Below are 21,932 nucleotides of genomic sequence, written 5' to 3' on the forward strand. Positions count from 1 at the left end.
GCAAAGACATGACAAGCACCGACCTGCACAGTGAACCCGACATCGCCGCGTCCGTCGCCGAGGTGCGCGCATACTTCCGGACCGGCGCCACCCGCGACCTGGCCTGGCGTTCCCGGCAGCTCACCGCGCTCGCCGCCCTGCTGCGCGATAACCGCGCCACCCTCGAAGAGGCACTCTGGCTGGACCTGCACAAGAGCGCCACGGAGGCCCAGATCACCGAGCTCGGCGGGGTCCTGGCCGACATCGCCCACACCCAGCGGCGGCTCAGCCGCTGGACCCGGCCACGGCGTGCCAGGCTCCCCCTCGGCCTGGCACCGGCGAGCGCCCGGCTGGTGACTGAGCCGCTCGGCACCGTCCTGATCATCTCCCCGTGGAACTATCCGGTGCAGCTGCTGCTGTCGCCGCTGGTCGGGGCGCTCGCGGCCGGCAACGCGGCCGTCCTCAAGCCCAGCGAACTGGCGCCGCACGTCTCCACGGCCTTCGCCGAGCTCGTGCCGCGGTATCTGGACCCGCGGGCAGTGCGGGTCGTGCAGGGCGGCGTGCCCGAGACGACGAAGCTGCTGGCCGAACGCTTCGACCACATCTTCTACACCGGCAACGGCCAGGTCGCGAAGATCGTCTTGCGGGCGGCGGCGGAGCATCTCACCCCGGCCACCCTCGAACTGGGCGGCAAGAGCCCGGTCTGGTTCGACGATGACGACCACCTCGCCGACGTCGCCCGGCGCCTGGCCTGGGGCAAGTTCACCAACGCGGGCCAGACCTGCATCGCCCCCGACTACGTCCTCACCACCCCCGACCGCGTCGCCCCGCTCACGCGGGCGCTCGCCGCTGCGATCACCGAGATGTGGGGCGAGGACGCGTCCCTCAGCCCCGACTACGGCCGGATCGTCAACGCACGCCACCACGCCCGCCTCGTGAGCTACCTCGACCACGGCACGGTCGCCTTCGGCGGCGACCACGACACGGCGACCCGCTACCTCTCCCCCACGATCCTGCACGTGGACGGAGCCCGTCCCGGTGGCGAGGGCCCGGCCGTCATGGAGGAGGAGATCTTCGGACCGATTCTTCCCATCGTCCCGGTCGACTCCCCTCAAGCCGCAGTCGACTACATCACGGCCCGTGAGAAGCCCCTCGCCCTGTACGTCTTCTCCGCCTCGGCGGCGACCCGCTCCCTCTTCGTCGACGGGACGTCCTCGGGCGGCGTCGGCCTGGACACCCCGTTCCTCCAGGCCGGAGCCCCCAGCCTGCCCTTCGGCGGCGTCGGCGCCAGCGGCATGGGTGCCTACCACGGCAAGCACTCCGTCACCGCGTTCAGCCACGTCAAACCCGTCGTACGCAAGGGCTTCCTCCTCGACGTCCTTCGCTTCGTCCAGCCACCGTTCACAACGTCGAAGCGGAAGATGGCGGCGAAAACCGCGGGGGGTTCCTGACGGGTTCAGCATGCGTGGCCGCTGTCACTCGCCGTGGCGATCTGGATCAGGTTGCCGCAGGTGCCGTCCAGGACCGCGGTGGTGCCGGCCCGTCGCCAACGGTTCCTGGGTGAAGCGCACGCCGAGGGCACGCAGCCGCTCGAACTCCGCGCTGACGTCGTCCACGGCAAAGGACGCGAGCGGGATGCCTTCCTTGACCAGCGCTGACGCGACCGCCGACCCCTCCCTGTACGTCGCGGGCCTCGACAAGACACAGGCCAGCCGGATCTCCCGCCGCGACAACATCGCCTTCGGCGACCTCGACGACCTCGACGACCTCGACGACCTCGACGATCTTTGGCCGGCCACCGACGGCAGCGCACCGGGCTCCGACGACGGGCGCTTCGTCATCCCCGTCAAGGGCGCACCGCGGCCACGTCAAGCAGACGGTCGCCACCTGTGCCTCTCGCTCAACACTCGATCACGTTGGCGGCGAGTCCGCCTCGTGAGGTTTCCTTGTACGCGTCGCTCATGTCGGCTCCGGTCTCCTTCATGGTCTTGATGACGGTGTCGAGGGACACGTGCTGGCGGCCGTCGCCGCGCAGGGCCATGCGGGCGGCGGTGACGGCCTTCACGGCGGCCATGCCGTTGCGTTCGACGCATGGGATCCGGACCAGGCCGCCCACCGGGTCGCAGGTGAGGCCGAGGTTGTGCTCCATGCCGATCTCGGCCGCGTCCTCAACCTGTTCGGGGGTGCCGCCCAGCACCTCGGCGAGGGCGTCGGCCGCCATCGAGCAGGCGGCGCCGATTTCGCCCTGGCAGCCGACCTCGGCGCCGGAGATGGACGTGTTCTCCTTGAAGAGGATGCCGATGGCGCCTGCAGCGAGGAGGAAGCGGACGATGCCGGCCCCGTCGGCGCCGGGGACGAAGTCCAGGTAGTAGCGGAGGACGGCCGGGACGATGCCGGCCGCGCCGTTGGTGGGGGCGGTGACTACCCGGCCGCCGGCCGCATTCTCCTCGTTCACCGCCATCGCGTACACGGTGGCCCACTCCAGCGCCCGTTGCCGCTGCGGGTCCTGAGTGCGCAAGGCGTGTGCGGAGGCTGCGGCGCGGCGGCGGACTGCCAGGCCGCCGGGGAGGATTCCGTCGCGGGAGAGTCCCCGGTCGATGCAGTCGCGCACACCGTCCAGATCCTCAGCGGCCCCTGGTGTGTCTGTGGTTGCGGGCGCCATGCGGTCTCCCTTTCCAGCATCAGCGCGGAGAGGGAAAGGTCGGTTTCGGCGGTCAGGCGCAGCAGGTCAGCGCCGGAACGGAACGAGTGCGGCGGCGCCGTGTCGTCGGGGACGAGGTCGGCGGCGGCGGTTTTCTCGTCGATGACGAAGCCGCCGCCGATGGAGTAGTAGGTGTTCTCCCGCAGCGGCGAGCCCGAGCGGTCGAAGGCGGTGAGACGCATGCCGTTGGGGTGCCGGGGTGCAGGCTGCGGCGGTTGAGGACGAGGGGGGTCTCGGGGACGAAGTCGGTCTCGCGGGATCCCAGCAGTCGGAGCGAGCGATCCTGGCGGATGCGGCTCACGGCAAGGTATGCGTTGTCGACGTCGACCGTCTCCGGTGAGGCGCCTTCCAGGGCCGAGGAGGATCGCCTTGTCGGTGCCGTGGCCCGGGCCGGTGGCCGCGAGAGAACCGAACAGGTCGGCCCGCAGGGAAGCGGTGTGATCAAGCAGGCCATCTGAGGCGAGGAGTTGAGCGAAGCCCCGGGCGGCGCGCATCGGCCCGACGGTGTGGGAGGAGGAGGGTCCGATGCCGACGGTGAAGAGGTCAAAGACGCTAAGGGCACGGTGGAGGCCGTTCGAGGAGGGGCGGCTTCTGGCGCGCGGCTCGGAGCCGGCGAGGAGGGCGTGTGACGCGCGGGCAGGGGGGCGGGGCCCGGGGGACCCCGGCCCCCCCCCCCGGGGGGGGTTGGGGGGGCGCAGGGCGGGGGCCGCCCCCGGCGCGCGGGCCGTGGCCGGGGGGGCCGGGGGGCGGGCCCGGGCCCCCCGGGCCCCGCCCCCCTGGGGGTGAGTGCGGCGGTCAGTCGGCGAGGGCCCCGGCGGGCGCGGGCTCGCCCGCCTCGGGGGCCGCGGGGGCGGGCTTTCGGCCGACGGTGAGGGACAGGGCGAGGCCGACGAGACAGATCACCGCGCAGCTGGTCCAGACGGTGGTGTAGCCGTGGATGTCGGAGAGTTCGACGCCGGGGATGGGCAGCTTGAGCAGGTGCTGGTTGAGGACGGCGGCGAAGACGGCACCGGATACGGAGCCGGCCAGCGCCTTGAGGGTGTTGTAGATGCCGGTGCCGATGCCGGTCTGATCGGGGGGCAGGTGGCCCATGATCTGGACGGGGAGGGCGCCGACGACGAGGCCGAGGCCCAGGCCGCCGAGGATGCCGGAGACCACGAACTGCCAGGGGGCGTCGTGGACGAGGGCGATCAGGGTGTAGGAGGCGGTGAAGGAGGCGAAGCCGAGGGCCAGGGCGGTGCGGGCGCCGACGGCACGGCTGATCCGGTCTGCGAGTCCGGCCGAGGCGAAGGCGGCGAGGGTGGTGGGCAGGGCCATGAGGGACAGGGCGAGGGTGTCGTAGCCGAATCCGAGGCCGAACTGCTTGGGGGTGGCCATGAAGGTGCTGGTGGCGGTCTGGGAGCCGTACATGGCGATGCCGATGAGGAAGCTGAGCGCGTACAGCGGGGCGAGGCGGCGTCCGCCGAGGAGGCGGACGTCGATCAGCGGCTGTGCGACGCGGAGTTCGGCGAGGACGAACACGGCCAGGGAGACGACGGCGACCAGGGCGAGCATGATGACGGTGCCACTGGTCCAGCCCCAGGTGCCGCCGCGGCCCAGAGCGAGCAGCCCGGTGCCCAGGCCGGTGCTGAGCAGCACGGCGCCGGTCCAGTCGATGCGGCTGCGGTGGCGGGTGACGGACTCGGGGATGAGGAAGAGGACGACGGGCAGACACAGGAGGATGGCTCCGGCGGGGAACCACAGCATGGCCTTGGCGGTCGCGACGTGTTCGGACAACAAGCCGGTGCCGAGGGCGCCGAGGGTACCGCCGAGGGTGACGGCGCCGACAAGGAGGCCGATGGCGGCGCCGGCCTGCTTGCCCTGCACGCGGTCGCGGACGATGGCGAAGTCCAGGGGCAGCCAGGCGGCGTAGAGGCCCTGGAGGGCGCGGCCGACGAGGAGGACGGCGAAGGAGTCGGTGGTGGCGGCGAGAATGGAGCCGACGGCGACGGCGGCCATGGTGATCAGGATCATGCGCCGGTGGCCGTACATGTCGCCGAGCTTGGAGGCGAGGGGCACCGAGATGCCGGATACCAGCAGCGGCAGGGTGTTGACCCAGCTGAGGTCGCCGGAGCTGATGTGCATCTGCTGGCCGATGAGCGGGACCAGGGTGGGAACCGACCCCTGGAGGATGCCGCTGCACAGTTCGACGAAGACGAGGAAGCTGACGACGGCGAGGGCGGAACGGGCAGCCGGGGACGGCCCGGTGGTGGTTTCGGGCATGGGGAACTCCAGAATGGGCGGTCCGCACGGACCGCGGGCGGAGAAAGCGGGGAGGGCCCCGAAAAGGTGTGCCGGGCTGGGGAGCGGCGTAGCGGCCTGACGCACGGTCAGGGCAGGCGGGGGACGCTCCCGGCAAGGGCCATGTCGACGAGTTGTTCGACGAGGTGGTCGGTGACCTCGATGCCGCGCACGCTCTGGCGGTAGACGGCGAAGCCGCTCCACAGATCGATCAGGGCGTCGATGTCGGTGTCTTCCGGCAGATCGCCGCGGGCGATCACCCGTTCCACGGCCTCACGTGACAGGGCGCGCCGGGGGCGGACGATGTGGTCGATGTAGCTGCGGCTGAGGGCCTGCTGATCGGAGGCGGACTGTTGGGCGACGACTCCGAGGGGGAGCTCGTCCGTGAGAGCGTAGTGGCGGGCGTTGCGTGCCAGAACGAGCAGTTCGGCGCGGGAATCCCCGCAGTCCGTGACCGGAAGCAGGTCCGCCTGCTGGGCCACGGCCTCGGCGACGACGGCCGCCTTGTTGGGCCACCAGCGGTAGAGCGACTTCTTCGAGACGCCCGCGCGGCGCACGAGCAGGTCCATGGTGAGGCCCGTGTAGCCGGACTCGCGCAGGATCTCGCCGGCCAGGTCGAGGGCGCGGCGTCTGGCTTCCAGGTCCGGCGGACGGCCACGGCGCGCGGGCTGCCGCTCCTCGGTCATGGCCGCCGTCCTCCGTCCCTGGTCCCGTGCCCTGGTGGCCGGACCAGGATACGGTCAGGTCCGGTCGAGCCATGCCAGGGCCGCCACGGTCATCAGTGCCACGCCGTTGGTCAACGTCGGTTCCGCGACGGGGGCGTAGGCGGGGTGGTGGTTGGTGACCAGGCGTCCGGCGGCGAGGTCGGCGTTGAACACCTCAGGATCGGAGCCGCCCCAGAACCAGTACACGGTGGGAGCGCCGACGGAGTCGCCGAGGACGCCGACGTCCTCGCTGGACGGGACCGGTCCGAAGGCCATCAGCTTGTCCTCGCCCAGGTGGGAGCGGAGAACGCCGATGGTCGTCGCGGTGGCGTCCGGGTCACTGACCAGGACCGGTGTGCCGTGGGTCCAGTTCAGTTCCGGGTCCTTCGGCGCTCCGGAAGCCGCGGCCTCGGCGCGGATCACACGCTCCACGGCCGTCTTGAGGCGTTCGCGGATCGCCGCGTCGTAGGAGCGCAGGTTGATGCCGAGTTCGGCGGTGTCGGGGATGACGTTGTCCTTGGTTCCGGCCTGGAGGCGACCGACGGTGACCACGGCCTTCTCCTGCATGCCGATCTCGCGGGAGACGATGCCCTGCAACCGCATCACCACGGCGGCGGCCATCAGGACGGGGTCGAGGGCGTTCTCGGGTGAGGAGCCGTGGCCGCCCTTGCCGTGCAATATGACCTGAAGGGAGTCGCTCGCCGCCATCAGCGGTCCGGACGCGTACCCGATCATGCCGACGGGCAGCGGTGTGACGTGCTGTGCCAGCACCACCGCGGGGGCGGGCACATGGTCGAAAAGTCCGTCGCGGACCATGGCGGCAGCTCCGCTGACGGTCTCCTCGGCCGGCTGGAACACCGCCACCACCGTGCCCGACCACTCCTCTCGGGCGGAGGTGAGCAGCTCGACGACGCCGAGCAGGCATGCGGTGTGCATATCGTGCCCGCAGGCGTGCATGACCGGCACCTCCTGACCGGCCCCGTCCACCGCGCGAGCGGTCGAGGCATACGGCAGTCCCGTCTCCTCCGCCACCGGCAGCGCGTCCATGTCCGCGCGCAGCATCACCACCGGGCCCGGACCGTTCTCCAGCACACCGGTCACCCCCGTGCCGCCGATCCCGGTCTGCACGTTCCAGCCGAGCGCCGACAGGGAGGCCGCCGCCTTCCCGGCGGTCCGGTGCTCCTGGAAGGAGAGTTCGGGGTTGCGGTGCAGGTCGCGGTACAGCTCTCCGAGCCGTTCGGCGCGTTCGTCGGTCCAGTGCTTGAGCACGGCGTCCATGGGTCTCTCCTTGTCTCGCGGGTGCCGCTCCCCAGGGCATGCCGGCGGACGCGGGGTCTGCGGGGAATGCCGGTGCGGCCTGGGTGGTCAGCCCGCCAAGGGCTGCGCGGCCCGCTCATCCTGGCCAGCTCCACCCCCGCCAGTCAATAGAGAAACTAACGGTAGCTAAATTCGTAACGGAGGAGAAACCGCAGCCGGATCCGGCGACACACGACGGGAACGAACAGGCGTCCGACATGCTGGCTTCGGCGGCGTCCGCGGCTACGGCGAGGGGACGCGAACGACGCCCCGGCCGGGATCCTCTTCCCGTACCCGGACGTCGTTCCTCCCTCCCCCTGCCCTGGAAGGGGCTTACAGCGGAAGGCGCGGTGCGCCCGCATGGTCGCGGAGCGGGCGGCTACTCCTGGAGTCCGGCGGCGCGTGCCGCGGTTTGGAGCTCGGCTGGTGTCTGGGGCGGCTGAGCGAAGGGCAGCGATGACCAGCACGACGCCGAGTGGTTCGGTGACCAGGGTGGCGGAGGCGGGAAGAGGGCGAGTGGCGGCGCGACACGCCGGGGACGGGGCCAGAACCGCAGATGCCGGAGCGCGTGGGTCAAGTGCGACAGCAGGGACCGGTCTCGGTGAGCCGGGTCTCGGTCGGGCTCTTGTGGAGGTCTTGCCACAGGGTGTCCTCGATGGCGCCCGCGTTGTCGACGAGCATGCGCCGCAGGCCGGCGAGCTGGTCCCGGCGCCAGGCGAGTGACCGCGTGGCGCGGCACTCGAACCGTACCCGCGCGGCCTGGACAGCCGACGTGCCGGCGCTGCTCAGGGGGCGTTCCGCCCGGTGGCGCGCTCGGCGCGGACCTTCGCCTGCAGTACGCGGGCCGACTGGATCAGCGCGACACCGTCGGGACCCCACATCAGCCGCATGTAGTAGCGCTCGAAGGGGCCTCGCTGGAGGAGCCAGACCAGCGGAAGGGAGAGCTTCGCACCCAGGACGCTGAGCCGGGCGCGGAGGGGGCCGTATCCCATGGAGCGCCTGGTCCGGCCGGACGAGGCGCCGATCGCGATCTGCCGGAAGAGGCCGTGGTCGAGGACGACGGTGAGGAACAGGGCCTTCAGCTGCGAGCGGTGGAAGTTCTTCTTGATGCCGGCGGCCATCGCCTTCGCGAAGTCCTCGCCGGTGTCGGGATAGACGGTCATCGACCTGCCCAGCCCGAAGAGGTCGTCGTACTTCTCGTACAAAGCGGCCAGCTCGGCCATCGTGGTCGGGATCTCGTCCTCGTCCGCGCCGACCAGCCGACAGTACGCGGCGGTCTCGGCGATGTAGCGGTCGCGCTTCTCCGGGGACAGGCGGTGAGGGAGCCGGCCGCTGCGGAAGGCGAGCGATTCGTACAGCCACAGCATCGAGTGCATCTCGGTCGGCGCCGCCCACATGGCGTCCCGGGGCCCGGAGGCCGCGTATCCGCCCAGTTCGGGCTGGCCGACGTCGATGACGTCGCCCGCGACCTTGGTGTGGATGTTCCGCAGGTGCCGGGCCATCCGGCGCGCGGTCTCGGTGTCCCCGAGCCACATCGGGGCGTGCATGGCCGAGTTCCGCGTCCCGGTACGAGATGCTCACACGGATCGCGGCCCTCCCCGTCCACCTACGACCAAGTCCAGTTCGACTACAGCGTCGAAGTCTTCATAGCCGGAGCACAGGCGCTGCTGCACGGCCCCACATCGGACGGCACCACCGCAGCACGCTGACAGCCTGACGCCGGCCCCGCAGAAGCCCGCACGGCAGCCACCGGAACACCGCCGTGCCAGGTTTCCACCGCTCTGGAAGCGCCGCCGACCCAGCCCGGGAATGGCTCCCCGGCGGCAACTCAGGGATTCGAGCCGAACCGGCCTGTGCGCAGCCCCGCCAGCAAGATGGCGAGCAGGCCCTCGCCCCTCTCGGGCGAAAAGGTGCCGGGGCCGGTGAGCAGTCCATAGAGCACGGAGCCGATGAGGGCGTCGGCCACGGAGTCAGGTTCGCCGTCGGCGCCGAACTCGCCACCGCGCATTCCACGACGCACACAGTTCGCGATGGCCTCGTGCAGGACTTTGGTGTGGTGGCGGTAGAGGCTCTCCGCGTCGTCTGGATTCTCGGCGGCGGCAGCCGTGAGGGCGAGGACCAGGGCCGCGCTGTGGGGATCGCCGGCCATCGAGGCAAAGCCGTTGTACAGGGCGGTCAGTTGCTCGGCCGCACTCGCGTAGCGACCCTCGTCCACGGCGGCATCGGGCACCGCTTTGCGGAAGACATGCTGAACCACATCGCCGGCAAGAGCGGCCCGGGAGGACCAGCGTCGGTAGAGCGTGGGCTTGCCCACCCCGGCCACGGCGGCAACCTTCTCCATCGACAACCCGGCATACCCGTCACGCAGGAGAAGCTCCCGGGCGGCTTCCAAGATGGCCTCGTCCGCCCCCGCGTCCCGTGGTCGCCCTCGCCGCCGCACATCGTCCATGCAGGCCATCCTACGAAGGGCGTACACTTAATTAACGAAACGGCTCGTAACGAATATGGAGATCCTCATGAGCGCGGGAGTGGTGGTCGTCATCGGAGTGGGCGGTATGGGACTGGCCATCGCCCGCCGTCAGGGCGTCGGCAACAAGGTTCTGCTCGCCGACTTCAACGAGCTGACGCTCAGCTCCGCCGCGAACGAGCTGCGCAGGCAGGGGCACGACGTCACCGAGCAGACGGTGGACGTCTCCCAGCGCGCCTCTGTCGCCGCACTCGCCGACGAGGCAGCACGCCTCGGCGCTGTCACTCAGGTCGTGCACACCGCCGGTCTCTCCCCGGCCCAGGCTTCCGCCGCCGCGGTCCTGGCAGTGGACCTGCTCGGCACAGCACTGGTGCTAGAGGAATTCGCACGGGTCATCACCCCCGGCGGAGCCGGCGTTGCCATCTCCAGCATGGCCGGTCACATGCCGACCGTCCGCCTGAGCGCGGAACAGCAGCAGGCTCTCGCCCACACTCCGGCCGACGAACTGCTGGACCTGCCCTTCACCAACCCGGAAGAGCTCGGGAAGGGCGCCTACCCGCTGGCCAAGTACGGAAATCGTCTGCGGGTGCAGGCCGCCAGCGCCCAGTGGGGGGAGCGGGGAGCAAGGATCAACTCCATCAGCCCTGGTGTCATCGCCACACCCATGGGACAACAGGAGCTCGACAGCGAAAGCGGGCAGGTCATGCGCGCCATGGTCGCCGCGTCGGGGACGGGCCGCCTGGGCACCCCCGACGACATCGCCGCGGCCGCCGCCTTCCTCCTCGGTCCCGACGCCACCTTCATCACCGGCAACGACCTACTCGTGGACGGCGGAGTCATCGCTGCCATCCGCACCGGTCGCCTCACCCCCGTCGGCCCCCGAGCGCGTTGAACCGACCTGCCAGAGCGGCGAACAGTGGGGTGGTGCCGCCGCGGACGGAGTCGTGGCTGCGGTCAGCCGGGAGCGGTGACGGTGGGGTGACCGCAACAGCGTCGTGGCATCGCGCCCGCCCCCGCATCGACATCGGGCTCGTTGAGCCGCTTGAACAGCGAGAACTCGTAGCGCTCCTCGGCGCGGGCACGCTCCAGGACCGCGACGCCGCCTCAGGGTGTCGTCTGCAGCGGTGATGCGAGCTGACCGGGATATGCGGTGAGGGGTTGTTCGGCCCAGATGGTCTTTCCGTTCTGGCCGTAGCGGCTGCCCCAGCGGGTGGTGAGCTGGGCGACGAGGAACAGGCCGCGCCCTCCTTCGTCGCTCCAGCGGGCCCGGCGCAGGCGGGGCTGGGTGTTGCTGGGGTCGGTGACCTCGCAGACCAGCACGTTTTCGCGGATCAGCCGCAGGCCGACCGGGCCGCCGGCGTAGCGGACGGCGTTGGTGACCAGTTCGCTGACGATCAGCTCGGTGGTGAACGCCAGCTCGTCGAGCCCCCAGGCGGTCAGCCGGCGGGCGACGGCCTCCCGGGCGTCGGCGACGACCGCCGGGTCGGCGGGGAACTCCCAGCTCGCGGTGGTGTCCACGGGGAGCGCGCGGGTGCGGGCCAGGAGCAGGGCGATGTCGTCGTGCCGCGGGTGTTCTTCGAGACCGGTGAGAAGAGTGCGGCCGATGTCGCTCAGGTCGCGCTCGGGGCCGGAGAGTGTGGCGAGGCTGTCGGTCAGCCACCGCAGCCCGGCGCCAAGGTCGCGGGTGTCGCGATGGAGGAGGCCGTCGGTGTAGAGGGCGAGGGTGCTGCCGGGGTCCAGGTCGATGGTGACGGTCTCGAACGGCATGCCGCCCACGCCCAGCGGCGGGCCGGGGGAGACGTCGACGACCTGGACCGTGCGGTCGGGCCGGACCACGACGGGCGGTGGGTGTCCGGCGGTGGCCATGGCGCAGTGGCGGGTGACCGGGTCGTAGACGGCGTACAGGCAGGTGGCGCCGATGGCGTCCCCGTGGGGCGCCTCGGCCGCGAGGCGCTGGACCATGTCGTCGAGGTGGGTGAGGAGCTCGGTCGGATCGAGCTCGAGGTCGGCCAGGGTTTGGATCGCGGTGCGCAGCCGGCCCATGGTGGCGGTGGCATGCAGGCCGTGGCCGGCGACGTCCCCGACGACGAGGGCGACCCGCAGGGAGGGAAGGGCGATGACGTCGAACCAGTCGCCACTGATTTCGGCGCCGCCGCCGGCGGGCCGGTAGAAGCCGACGGTCTGCGCCGCAGCGGTGCCGGTGGTGGCCGCGGGGAGCAGGCGTTGTTGCAGGGCGACGGCCGCACGGTGCTCACGGGTGTAGCGGCGGGCGTTGTCCACGCTCAGTGCGGCCCTGGAAGCGATCTCGGTCAGCAGCTCGGCATCCTCTTGGTCGAAGGGATCGGGCCGCTCGGCGCGCCAGACCGCCACTACACCGAGCACCAGGCCGCGCGCGAACAATGGTGCCAGTGCGATCCAACGCCCGCTGTGGGGGACGAACAGCTCGACCAGCCGCGGGTCGCGGAGCTGGGTGATGAACTGTTCGCGGTCAATCACCTTGGCCTTGCCGTGCTGAAGACCGCGCAGGGTGGACGTGTCCGGCAGCAGAGGGACTGGTGCGCCGTGCCGGAGAAGACCTGCGGGCCAGGTGCCGGTGGCCGAAGCCACGGCGGCCCGGCGCCAGTGCTGTCTCCCGCCGCCGAGCGCCTTGGGAGGTTCGTCTCCCTCAAGCACGGCCTCGGCGAGCTCCACCCATGCCACGTCCCCGAAGGCGGGCACGAGGATATCCACCAGGTCCTGCGCGGTGCGCTCCACGTCCAGCGTGGTGCCGATGCGCCCACCGGCCTCGGTCAGCAGTTCCAGACGCTGCTGGGCCCGCCAGCCGTCGGTGATGTCGACGTACGTCTGGCACATGCCCAGGAGACGGCCGGCCTGGTCGGTCAGCCGGAAGGAGGAGCCGGAGGCCACGCGCTCGCGGTCCGGGTCCGACGGAAGGCGGCCGCGCACCTGGAAGTCGAGCACCGGCTCGCCGGTGTCCCGCACATGGCGCAGAACTCGCTCGATGGTCTCGAAGTCGACCTCCGGTTGGTCCTCGCCGATGCGTCGGCCGATGAGCCGCTCGGCGGGAACGGCGGCCAATCGCGCTGTCGCGGCGTTCACCCATCGATACCGTAGCTCACTGTCCATGACGGTGATCGGGATCGGGGACTGTGTGAACAGCGCCTGGAGGACGGCCCGGTCGACTTCCTCCCGCTCCACCTGCCGGGCGTCGGCGGCGCTGATCGACCAGCCGGCCTGACCCTCCCGGCCCAGCAGCGGGCGCGCGTACAGCGCGACCCGCAGCTCGTGCCCGTCCCGATGCCTCAAGGCCAGCACGCCGTCCCAGCCACGGGCGGCTCCCTGCTGCTCGCCGCCGCAGGCCACTGCCGCGTCCCGGCTCTTCCGGATGGCCAGCAGATCCACCGCGGGCGTGCCGCAGACCTCTCCCGCCGGATATCCGAGCAGCGCCTCCGCCCGCGGGCTCCACAGGGAGATCCTGCCGGTGCCGTCCACCACCGCCGTGGCCGTGTGCGATCCCCGCAGCTGGTTTTCCGCTCCTGCGCCGAGACCTCCGGCGACTTCGGATTCGCTCATCGGCATCAGCCCATTTCGTGGCACCGCCCTACCTGCCCATGATATTGACACAGGCGACGCCGTACGCTCGGAACACGGGGCTCTCCCGCCAAGGACGACCTGGTCGTCGAGGTCGCGCTGCGATGGCCGACGGGTCTGCGGGAACGCGCCGCCCGTGCCGCGGCCAGTGCCGACCCGGCGTCCGGGCTGTGGCAGGTGATCCGGGAAACGCTCGTCCCCTCCGGTGCCCATCTGGCCGCCACCCACCTGATGCGCATCGGGCGGCTGCCGGCCGCCGACGCCTCCATGACGGCAAGGCTCGACCAGCTCGGCGGTCTCCTGACCGCCGCACAGCGCACCGGGCGAGTACGGGCCGACATAACGGCGCAGGAACTGCGGGTCATGATCGGGGGCGTCGCCCAGCAGCTCGTCCTCGACGGCGTCACCGACCCCACCGTGCACCGGCGTCACGCCGCCCTGATCGTCGACACGCTGCGATCCGCGGACGCGTAGCAGCCGCCCCCGAGCTCGTCGTCGCCCGAGACCTCGGCCGCCCCACGGATGACGGACTGTTGGTGCTTGTCGCTGACGGAGCGACTCCTGCGCTGCGGTCCTACCGACTGGCGTCGTGACCGGCGCCCGAGCCGAGGGCAACGGACACGCCCCTGCGGTGCAGGGAGGTTCACAGCAGACGATCCCCGGTTAGCGGAATCGGGGATTCTCCGGATCGTGTAGGGCGTCTGCACTGACTGCTTGGCGGTGGAACAGGTGCGGACCTGACCGCTTTCAGGACGGGGAAGCCCCGTCGGCTCGGCTGGCGGGGCGTCCGGTGGTGCGACGCCCGCACGCAGGTGCCCTCGTCACGGATGCCGTGAGCGTCAGGCGTGGCGCAGGCAGAGGGAGCCCCACTGGAAGCCCGCGCCGATCCCGGAGAGTACGTAGGTGTCTCCCGGGAGCAGGGTTCCCTCGGTGAGGGCGGAGTGGAGCGCGGTGAACATGCCGGCTGATCCGGTGTTGCCCAGTTGGTCGACGGTGACGGGAGCGCGTTCCGGGGGGATGCCCAGGGCGGCCATGGTCGCGGTGAGGATGTTCAGGTTCGCCTGGTGTAGGAAGAAGTGCCGCACGCGGTCGATCGGCACGCCCGCGCGTCGGACGGCATTCGTGATGCTCTCGGGCAGGTGGGCCGTCGCCGTGTTCCAGACGGCGCGGCCGTCCATGCGCAGGTAGTGGTCGCCGGCGGTGACAGTCGCGGTGCTGCTCGGCAGACGGGAGCCGCCGGCGGCGATCTGGACGCCGTAGGACAGTTGGGAGCCGAGGTCGTAGGAGAGCAGGCCCGCTCCGGGAGCGTCGGTGCGAGTCAGGACGACGGCCGCCGCGGCATCCCCGAAGAAGACACCGGTGGTGCGGTCGGCGGGGTCCGTGACCCGGGAGGCGCAGTCGGCCGCGATGAGCAGGACGGTGGTGAGGGAGGGGTTCTGCAACAGGTGGGCGGCGATCAGCATGGCTTGGACGCCGTTGGCACAGGCGGCCTGGGTGACGTCCAGGGCCAGGGCGGTGTGGGCGCCGAGGGCGGTTTTGACGATCAGCGCGGTCGACGGGAGGGGCTGGTCCCCGGTGTAAGTGGCGACGATGACCGCGTCCAGGCGGTGGGGCGCGACGTCGGCCGAGTCCAGGGCCGGCGCGGCGGCGGCGACGCACATGTCGGAGGTCGCCAGGGACGGGGCCAGGCGGCGGCGCTCCCGGATGCCGGTGCGGCTGGTGATCCACTCGTCGCTGGTGTCCAGGGTGCGGGTGAGCTCCTGGTTGGTGACGACCGTCGGTGGCAGGTGCATCCCGGTCGCTGCGACGGCGAAGGGCACGGGCAGACCGGCGCCGGTCTGATGGAACAGGGTCCGGTCCTCGGTGACGGTCACGTCAGGGTGCTCCGTTCCCGCGCGATCGGTTCACTTCGGGAGAAGCGCATGTCCGTTCCTTTCCTCGGCGGTTCGCCGGAATTCATCTCCACCGCTTCGGCATCGTTTCATGGAGCACTGATCGCGGACGTCGGCTTTCCTTCGTCTGCGTGATGAAATGCTCAACCGCTTGACATGGCCGTCGAAGTGATAGGTAACTGCGGCAGTTCGTGCGTCAATCCTGTAATGCCTCGCGGCGACGCCGTTCGAGTGGATCGGGGACGGAAATTCCTTACGCGGTCGACACCTTGTCGCCGGGTGCCGTGGCCTTCGGCCCGTTCGAAGACCTGCGGGGCCGCATAGAGTGCGAAGCGGAGAGGGAGCCCCAGTCGCGCGTCACGGCCAACCTTTGCGCTCCCTCGCTCGACATTCCGCGTGCCAGCCAGCTCCTGGCGCCCTTTTTCCAGTCGGAACGAAAGTTCACACGTGAGGCCACAGATCACCGACATGCACCAGATCACCGTACCGCGCCAGGCCGTTGATCTCGGCAGAGCCCACCACCGCGCCGCGACCGCACTCGCTCACTCGCATGGGACCGATGGGTCCCTTCCCGTCCAGCAGGACCACTCCACCCTGCGTGCCGCGCTCGCCGTCGCGACCGAGGACGCCATCATCTACGACCTGGACGGCATCGGCCGCCAGTACGCCACCCTCTGCGCCGAACTCCCCGGCGTCGCGATGCGTTTCGCGATGAAGGCGTGCCCGGTGGACGAGGTGCTCGGTCACCTCGCCCGGCTCGGCGCCGGTTTCGACGCCGCGAGCCCGCAGGAGATCGCCCAGGCGCTGCGTTCCGGGGTCGCTCCCGGGCTGATCCACTACGGCAACACCGTCAAGTCCGACCGCAACATCGCCGCGGCCTACCGGCTGGGCGTGCGCGACTTCGCCACCGACAGCCCGGAGGACGTCGTGGCGATCGCCGAACACGCTCCCGGGTCGCGGGTGTTCTGCCGGATCGCGACCACCGGTGAAGGAGCGCTGTGGGGCCTCAGCCGCAAGTTCGGCTGCTCGCCCGAGGACGTGCCGCGCGTGCTCGGCGCCGCCCGCACCCTCGGACTGGTCCCGTCCGGCCTGTCCCTGCACGTCGGCTCCCAGCAGATGACCGCCGAAGCGTGGGTCACGGCGATCGACTCGCTGGCCGCCGTGCTCCGGGCGCTCGGCCGACGCGGCATCACCCCGGACCGGATCAACCTCGGCGGCGGACTGCCCGCCCTCGGTGTCCTCGACCGGTGCGGGCGGCCGCTGGTGCCGCCGTTGAGCAGCATGTTCACGGCCATCCGCGAGGGCATGGAACGGCTGCGCGCCGCCCACGCCGTCCCGCTCCACTTCCTGCTGGAGCCTGGCCGGCATCTGGTCGCCGACCACGGTGCGATCCGCGCCCACGTCGCACGGCTCACCTCCCGGCACCGGCTCGACGGCACCCGCGAGCGCTGGCTCTACCTGAGCTGCGGCAAGTTCAACGGCCTGTACGAGATGGACCAGTTGCAGTACCGCCTGGAGTTCCCCACGCACCCCGACGGACAGTTCGTCGACGCCGTGGTGGCCGGACCGACCTGCGACAGCGACGACGCGTTCGCCCAGGAGGGCGGTCCGGTACGGGTCCCGCGCGCGCTCACCTCCGGCGACCCGGTGTGGGTGCACTCCTGCGGCGCGTACGCCGCCGCCTACGCCACCCGCGGCTTCAACGGCTTCGAGCCGCTGCAGTGCACCTGCGTCGGCGGCCGGGCCCGGGGCGGAGAAGACGCATGACCGACACCAGGATCCGGCTGCTCCATGACGAGGATTGGGACGATGTGGTCGCGCTGGAGGCGGTCGCCTACGGCGCGAGCGGTCTGACCGAGGGCCGCGAGGCGCTGCGCTCGCGGCACCGTGCCTCACCGTCGACCTGCTTCGTGCTGGAGCACGCGGGCGCCTTCGGCGGCTACCTGCTGGCCCTGCCGTACCCACTGTTCCGCTGCCCGGACCTGAGCCTGGCCGAGCGAGGCGTCGGGCGCGAAGGTCAACGGGGGAGCAACCTGCACCTCCACGACCTGGCGCTCGCCGAGCGCGTCCGCGGCCGGGGCATGGCCCGTCGGATGGCGCGGCACCTCGAGGAGACCGGCCGGCAGGCCCGCCACCGGTCCCTCTCGCTGGTCGCCGTGCGCGGCTCCCGCTCGCTGTGGTCGCGGCTTGGCTACCGCACCCGGCCCGAGGTCGCGCTGCCCGCGAGCTATGGCGCCGAGGCGGTCTACATGACGAAGTCGCTGGAGCCCGCCGCCGACGCGCCGCCCGGGTCCGCCCGCGGAACGAGCTGATGCCGATGCCCGCACGCCCGACGGCCCACACCGCTCCCTACCGCTCACCGAGGCATGTCGCGTCGGCCGCGGACGCCTGCGCGCCCACCCGACACCCGCATACCCGCGACAGGACCGCGAGCGCGTCCGTCTCACCCGGACACCCCGCCCCCTGAACGACGCTCCCGACCGGCCGCGCCGGCCGGGAGCGCCCTCGTCAGTAGCGCCAGCGGACGGCCTCGACGACCTCCGCGTCCGTGCACCGGGAGAACAGTTCCGCCTCCGCCTGCCGGACGGCCAGCACGGCCTCGTACAGCTCGGTGCCGAGCGCCTCCCGCAGCGGCGCCGACTTCTCGAACGCGTCGATGGCTTCCGGCAGGCTCGCCGGGAGGCGCTCGGCGGAGCCGAGGGCGGTGGGGTCGCTCGGCGTCTCGGGCGGGAGCGGCAGTCCGGACTCCAGGCCGGCGAGCCCGGCGGCCAGCACGCCGCCGACCGTCAGGTACGGGTTGGCGGCGGCGTCGAAGCACTTCACCTCGGCGTTGGCCTGCCCGGCGTGCGAGCCGGTGATCAGGCGCAGCGCCGCTTCACGGTTCTCCAGGCCCCAGCAGCGGTAGGCCCCCGCGAAACGCGAGGGCACCAGCCGCAGGTAGGAGGCGACGCTGGGCGCGCCGAGGGCGAGGAGGGCGGGCAGCTCCGCCAGTACGCCCGCGAGGAACTTCTCGGCGTCGGGATGCATCCCGTGGCGCCCGGGGCCGCCGTGCGCGAGGTTGCGGCCCTCTCGCCAGAGGCTGAGATGTAGATGACTGCCGTTGCCGAGCGAGCCCTCGGCGAAGACCGGCGCGTACGAGACCCGCAGGCCGTGGCGGGCGGAGACGGCCCGGACGGTGTGGCGCACCAGCATGGTGGTGTCCGCCGCCTCGACCGGCCCTTCGGCGGCGACCGAGACCTCGAACTGCCCGGCGGCGTACTCGGGATGGAGCTGGAGCACGGTCAGCCCCTGGTCGGTGAGGATGCGCAGCAGGTCCCGCAGGTAGTCGGAGTGCTCGATGAAGCGGGTCATCCCGTACGCGGGTCCGAACGTCGCGGGCGCCCCGGCGGCGTCGGCCACCACCCATTCGACCTCGATGCCGGCCCTCACCGAGAATCCCCGCTGTTCGACCGCCTCGGCGGCCCGGCGCGCGAAGCCGCGCTGGCAGCCGGGATGCGGGGTGCCGTCCTGCGCGTAGCGGTCGGCCGGCGCCCAGGCCCAGCCGGGCTGGGCGGCGAGCGGGACGAGCCGATCGAGGTCGGGGACGAGCCGCAGGTCACCCACAGGGCCGGTGCTCGAGGGCGTGACGGTGAAGGAGTCGTCCACCAGGGCGAGGTCGAAGCACGGCACCGCGCCCACACCGTACTCGGCGGCGTGCGCCAGCCGGGCGCGCGGGACGGACTTCACCCGGGTGAGGCCGGCGTTGTCGACCCATCCGAACACCACCCCGTCGAGTCCGTCGGCTTCGAGTCGGGCTTCGGCTGCCCGGGCCTGGGCGGCCCTTTCAGTCCGGGGATGCGTGATGGTCATGCCGGCCATGCTCGTGTCGGCGGAAGCCGGTGTGCCACCGGCCGCCTGGGAGTTCACCCGTCCGTGCGGGGAAAGTATCGGAAGCTCTTATCAATAGGATTATCGGGAGAGTGTGGAGAAGGGTACTCGCATGAGTGAAATGGTCCAGGTCCATTTGGTCTCATCGGGCGTGGCTGGACTACGGTGATCTAGGAGCGGACGGTTTCACCACTTCGGCGAAGGAAGCTGTCCGGCACGGCATTCCCGCCAACGGCGAAGACGGATTTCTTCCGTCCTTCTCGTCGTGCGTCCGGAATCAGCCGCGCCCTGGGCCCCCGTCCCGAATTCGCGTGAAGAGGTTGGAGCGCCATGCCCCCCGTCGTCCCCCCGTTCCTGATCGGTCTCATCGCGGCCCCGCTGGCCAAGCGCATCTTCAAGCCGCTCGTGCGGGGCCTCATCACGACGTCCGTCGGTGTCGTCATGGAAGTCAAGAAGGCGGCCCACGAGGCAGGGGAGAACATCAACGACCTCGCGGCCGAGGTGGCCGCCGACGTGATGGCGACGCACATCGCGTCCGCCGAGGGCGCGGCTCCGGCGGGCGAGGCGGCCAAGGCCGGGGACCGGGGCGAAGGGGAGGACAAGAGCCCGAGGACCCGCGCGACCACCGGCACCGGAAAAGGACAGTGACCCTCTGATGTCCGGTCCGGCCGGCCGCCCAGGCCCGTCCTCCCGTCGGCCGCACCCCCGCCCCTTTCGGGGTTTCCGTTCCCTCACAGTGATCCGCCGCGCGCCGCACTCCGCCGCGCCCGTCGACGGATTACCCGTGACCTCCGCGAACAGGTGGTCGTACGCATGTCATCGCTAGTGGGCGCCGCAACAGGACTCCGCACCGTGGAAGGGGACGCGCGCCCGCGCTCGGTCACTCCGGGCCGCCAGCGCTGGGACGTGAGACTGGTGCTCGGACGACCATGGACGGCCGAACTCCTCGCCGCCGCACTCCGTCGCATCCCCGGGATCACCGAGGCCCGGGCCAACCCCGTCACCGGCGGACTGCTCGTCCGGCACGACGCCCGGGTGCGCGCCGCGGACGTCGGCCGGATGGTCCGCGGAGCGGTCACCGTGATCGCCGGTGATCCGGCCGGCGCCGGCGGACGTCCGGCGTCGGCCCGAGCCGCCGACGCGCCGGCACCCCGCCCGGACCTCGGCCCGGTCGTGCGACCGGTGCTCGCGGTCGGCACAGGAACCGCGGCGGCAGTCGCGCTGGTCAAGGGATCCGCGCTGACCAGGCAACTGGTGGCGCTGGGCGGGGTGGCCGTCGCGACCGGGGCCGTCCTGCGCAAGGCATGGCACGGAACGGCCGACGCGCCCCCAGAGCCGGGCGGGCGCGCAACGTCCGGCAGCACCCCGGACGCGGCCGGGCGGGGCGCCGGACGGCACCCCTTGCTGGAGATCGTCGGACCCCACCGCCGCCGCCTCTCCCGAGCCGCCGCCCTGTCCGTCGCCTGTCAGGTCTCGGAGGTAGCGCTCGGCACCTTCCTCGGCTGGACCGGACTCGTCCTCATCAAGGGCCGGGCAGCCCCGCTGGCCCGCCTCGGCCTGACCACCGCGTCGGCGCAACTCCTGGGCCTCGCCGGGCTGGTTGCCGGCGCGTGCGCTGCCGTGGCGGGCCTCTCGTACGCCTCGAACCTCCAGTGGCGTCGACTCGGCCAGGACGTCGAGCACCACTGGCGCAGCCGCACGTACCAACACGTCCAGCACCTTGAACTGCGGCACCTGGAAGGCGAGCGGACCACTCGGGTGGCCGGCGTGCTCACCGACGACGTCGGCCAACTGGGCGCCTTCTTCGCCGGACCGGCCAACGAGGTGCTGCAACTGGGCACCAGCCTGGCCCTCCTGGTCCCGGCGTTCCTGCTGCTGGCCCCGCAGATCGCCTGGATCGCGTTCCTGCCGATCCCGGTCGTCGCCTGGCTGTCGCTGCGTCACCAGGACAAGGCCGCGGCCGACTACGCCGTCACCGGCGAGCGGCGGGCCCGGCTGGGCAGCCAAGTGATCAACTCGCTGGAGGCCGGCGCCACCGTCAAGAGCTTCTGCACCGAGAACCACGAGGCTGAGCGCGTCGACGAGTTGAGCGAGGCCGCCCAGGAGAGCAGCCGGCGGACCGACCGCAGCACCATCCGGCACGCCGAGACCGTCCGGGCCTGCACCACCGCGTCGATGGCCGGCACCCTGCTGATCGGCGGCCGTTCGGTGCTCAACGGCACCCTGCGCTTCGAGGTGTTCAGCCCGCTGATCGGGCTGCCCCAGATGCTGTTGATGCGGATGAGCCGGCTCGGCGGCATCGTCGACCAGTACCAGCGCACCGTCGCCTCCTACGACCGGGTCCAGCGGCTGCGGGCCCTGCCTGTCGAGGCCGACGGCACCGGCGGAGCGGTCGACGCCGACCAGGTGCGCGGCGAGATCGTCCTGGACCGCGTGGTTTTCGCCTACCCCGGTCGCCCCCCGGCGTTGGAAGACCTCTCGATGACCATCCCGGCCGGGCAGGTCACCGCCCTGGTCGGCGCCACCGGCTCGGGCAAGACCACGATTGCCAGACTCCTGCTGCGCTTCCAGGACGCGGACCGCGGCAGCGTCCTGCTCGACGGACGGGACGTGCGCGAGCTGTCGCGGCACGAGCTGCGCCACGCCATCGGGTTCGTCGCCCAGGACCCCTTCCTCTTCGACGGCACCATCGCCGACAACATCCGCTACGGCACCTTCGACGCCTCGGACGAGGCAGTGGTCGAAGCTGCCAGCAAGGCCGAGGCCCACCCCTTCGTCGCGGCGCTGCCCGACGGCTACGAGACGGTGATCGGAGAGCGCGGTGCGGCGCTCTCCGGCGGACAGCGCCAGCGGATCGCGCTGGCGCGCGCCATCCTCAAAAACGCGCCGGTCGTCATCCTCGACGAAGCCACCTCCGCCGTGGACAACGAGACCGAGGCCGCCATCCAGCGCACGCTCCGTGGCTTCGCGGCCGACCGGACCATGCTGGTCATCGCCCACCGGCTCTCCACGGTCCGCCACGCCAACCGCATCTACGTCATGGACGCCGGCGGCGTCGTGGCCGAGCAGGGCACTCACGACGAACTCCTGGCGCAGCACGGACTCTACGCGTCGCTCTGGCAACTCCAGGCCGGCGAACCCGCGGCCTGACCCCC

Annotated in this window: 17 protein-coding genes and 1 pseudogene; 7 read left to right on the plus strand and 11 right to left on the minus strand. The window is 71.5% G+C overall.

Annotated features, from left to right (window positions below; genetic code table 11):
• The first annotated feature begins 8 nt into the window (after window positions 1-8).
• Window positions 9-1,430, plus strand: a complete 1,422-nt coding sequence (locus ACFV9M_RS03385) for an aldehyde dehydrogenase family protein (RefSeq protein ID WP_385063720.1) — start codon at window positions 9-11, stop codon at window positions 1,428-1,430.
• A 5-nt stretch (window positions 1,431-1,435) separates the two neighbouring features.
• On the opposite strand, the pseudogene ACFV9M_RS03390 reads toward ACFV9M_RS03385, so the two are convergent.
• The 8 genes and pseudogenes from ACFV9M_RS03390 to ACFV9M_RS03425 form a co-directional block, all read right to left on the minus strand.
• Window positions 1,436-1,637: pseudogene (locus ACFV9M_RS03390) on the minus strand (VOC family protein); the annotation flags it as partial.
• A gap of 242 nt (window positions 1,638-1,879) precedes the next feature.
• On the minus strand, window positions 1,880-2,536 hold the full coding sequence (locus tag ACFV9M_RS03395) for an L-serine ammonia-lyase (protein ID WP_385063927.1): 657 nt from the start codon (window positions 2,534-2,536) through the stop codon (window positions 1,880-1,882).
• The gene (locus tag ACFV9M_RS03400; protein ID WP_385063722.1) at window positions 2,431-3,174 is read right to left on the minus strand and encodes a serine dehydratase beta chain; all 744 of its coding nucleotides are present in this window, start codon (window positions 3,172-3,174) and stop codon (window positions 2,431-2,433) included. Before ACFV9M_RS03400 ends, ACFV9M_RS03395 begins: the two co-directional genes overlap by 106 nt.
• A 301-nt stretch (window positions 3,175-3,475) precedes the next feature.
• Window positions 3,476-4,942, minus strand: a complete 1,467-nt coding sequence (locus tag ACFV9M_RS03405) for an MFS transporter (protein ID WP_385063724.1) — start codon at window positions 4,940-4,942, stop codon at window positions 3,476-3,478.
• 107 nt (window positions 4,943-5,049) lie between these two features.
• Window positions 5,050-5,646 (minus strand): TetR/AcrR family transcriptional regulator, encoded by a 597-nt coding sequence (locus ACFV9M_RS03410; protein ID WP_385063726.1) that lies wholly within the window; start codon window positions 5,644-5,646, stop codon window positions 5,050-5,052.
• 54 nt (window positions 5,647-5,700) lie between these two features.
• Window positions 5,701-6,942: an amidohydrolase gene (locus ACFV9M_RS03415; RefSeq protein WP_385063728.1), complete on the minus strand. Its 1,242-nt coding sequence runs from the start codon at window positions 6,940-6,942 to the stop codon at window positions 5,701-5,703.
• An 803-nt stretch (window positions 6,943-7,745) separates the two neighbouring features.
• The gene (locus ACFV9M_RS03420) at window positions 7,746-8,507 is read right to left on the minus strand and encodes an oxygenase MpaB family protein (protein ID WP_385063730.1); all 762 of its coding nucleotides are present in this window, start codon (window positions 8,505-8,507) and stop codon (window positions 7,746-7,748) included.
• Between the two features lie 281 nt (window positions 8,508-8,788).
• A complete protein-coding gene (locus ACFV9M_RS03425) occupies window positions 8,789-9,409 on the minus strand; it encodes a TetR/AcrR family transcriptional regulator (protein ID WP_385063732.1) in 621 nt (206 codons plus the stop codon).
• Window positions 9,410-9,476: 67 nt separating this feature from the next.
• Between ACFV9M_RS03425 and ACFV9M_RS03430 the strand changes: the two genes are divergently transcribed.
• Window positions 9,477-10,319 (plus strand): SDR family oxidoreductase, encoded by an 843-nt coding sequence (locus ACFV9M_RS03430; protein ID WP_385063734.1) that lies wholly within the window; start codon window positions 9,477-9,479, stop codon window positions 10,317-10,319.
• 212 nt (window positions 10,320-10,531) lie between these two features.
• Here the strand turns inward: ACFV9M_RS03430 and ACFV9M_RS03435 are convergent, their stop codons facing one another.
• Window positions 10,532-13,000 (minus strand): SpoIIE family protein phosphatase, encoded by a 2,469-nt coding sequence (locus ACFV9M_RS03435; protein WP_385063736.1) that lies wholly within the window; start codon window positions 12,998-13,000, stop codon window positions 10,532-10,534.
• A 195-nt stretch (window positions 13,001-13,195) separates the two neighbouring features.
• On the opposite strand from ACFV9M_RS03435, the gene ACFV9M_RS03440 reads away from it, so the two are divergent.
• Window positions 13,196-13,492: a hypothetical protein gene (locus ACFV9M_RS03440; protein WP_385063738.1), complete on the plus strand. Its 297-nt coding sequence runs from the start codon at window positions 13,196-13,198 to the stop codon at window positions 13,490-13,492.
• A 365-nt stretch (window positions 13,493-13,857) separates the two neighbouring features.
• Here the strand turns inward: ACFV9M_RS03440 and ACFV9M_RS03445 are convergent, their stop codons facing one another.
• Complete coding sequence (locus ACFV9M_RS03445) at window positions 13,858-14,892, minus strand: 3-oxoacyl-ACP synthase III family protein (protein ID WP_385063740.1); 1,035 nt, start codon at window positions 14,890-14,892, stop codon at window positions 13,858-13,860.
• A 465-nt stretch (window positions 14,893-15,357) separates the two neighbouring features.
• Between ACFV9M_RS03445 and ACFV9M_RS03450 the strand changes: the two genes are divergently transcribed.
• Complete coding sequence (locus ACFV9M_RS03450) at window positions 15,358-16,677, plus strand: type III PLP-dependent enzyme (RefSeq protein ID WP_385063742.1); 1,320 nt, start codon at window positions 15,358-15,360, stop codon at window positions 16,675-16,677.
• On the plus strand, window positions 16,674-17,222 hold the full coding sequence (locus ACFV9M_RS03455) for a GNAT family N-acetyltransferase (protein ID WP_385063744.1): 549 nt from the start codon (window positions 16,674-16,676) through the stop codon (window positions 17,220-17,222). The genes ACFV9M_RS03450 and ACFV9M_RS03455 overlap by 4 nt, the downstream gene beginning before the upstream one ends.
• A gap of 196 nt (window positions 17,223-17,418) precedes the next feature.
• Here the strand turns inward: ACFV9M_RS03455 and ACFV9M_RS03460 are convergent, their stop codons facing one another.
• Window positions 17,419-18,759: a glutamine synthetase gene (locus ACFV9M_RS03460; protein WP_385063745.1), complete on the minus strand. Its 1,341-nt coding sequence runs from the start codon at window positions 18,757-18,759 to the stop codon at window positions 17,419-17,421.
• Between the two features lie 348 nt (window positions 18,760-19,107).
• Here ACFV9M_RS03460 and ACFV9M_RS03465 point away from each other — a divergent pair, with 348 nt between their 5' ends.
• The gene (locus tag ACFV9M_RS03465) at window positions 19,108-19,425 is read left to right on the plus strand and encodes a DUF5132 domain-containing protein (RefSeq protein WP_385063747.1); all 318 of its coding nucleotides are present in this window, start codon (window positions 19,108-19,110) and stop codon (window positions 19,423-19,425) included.
• Window positions 19,426-19,629: 204 nt separating this feature from the next.
• Entirely contained in the window at window positions 19,630-21,927 is a 2,298-nt protein-coding gene (locus ACFV9M_RS03470) for an ATP-binding cassette domain-containing protein (protein WP_385063749.1), read from the plus strand.
• The last annotated feature ends 5 nt before the right edge of the window (window positions 21,928-21,932 follow it).

The sequence above is a fragment of the Streptomyces sp. NPDC059895 genome, assembly GCF_042731035.1.
GTDB lineage: Bacteria > Actinomycetota > Actinomycetes > Streptomycetales > Streptomycetaceae > Streptomyces.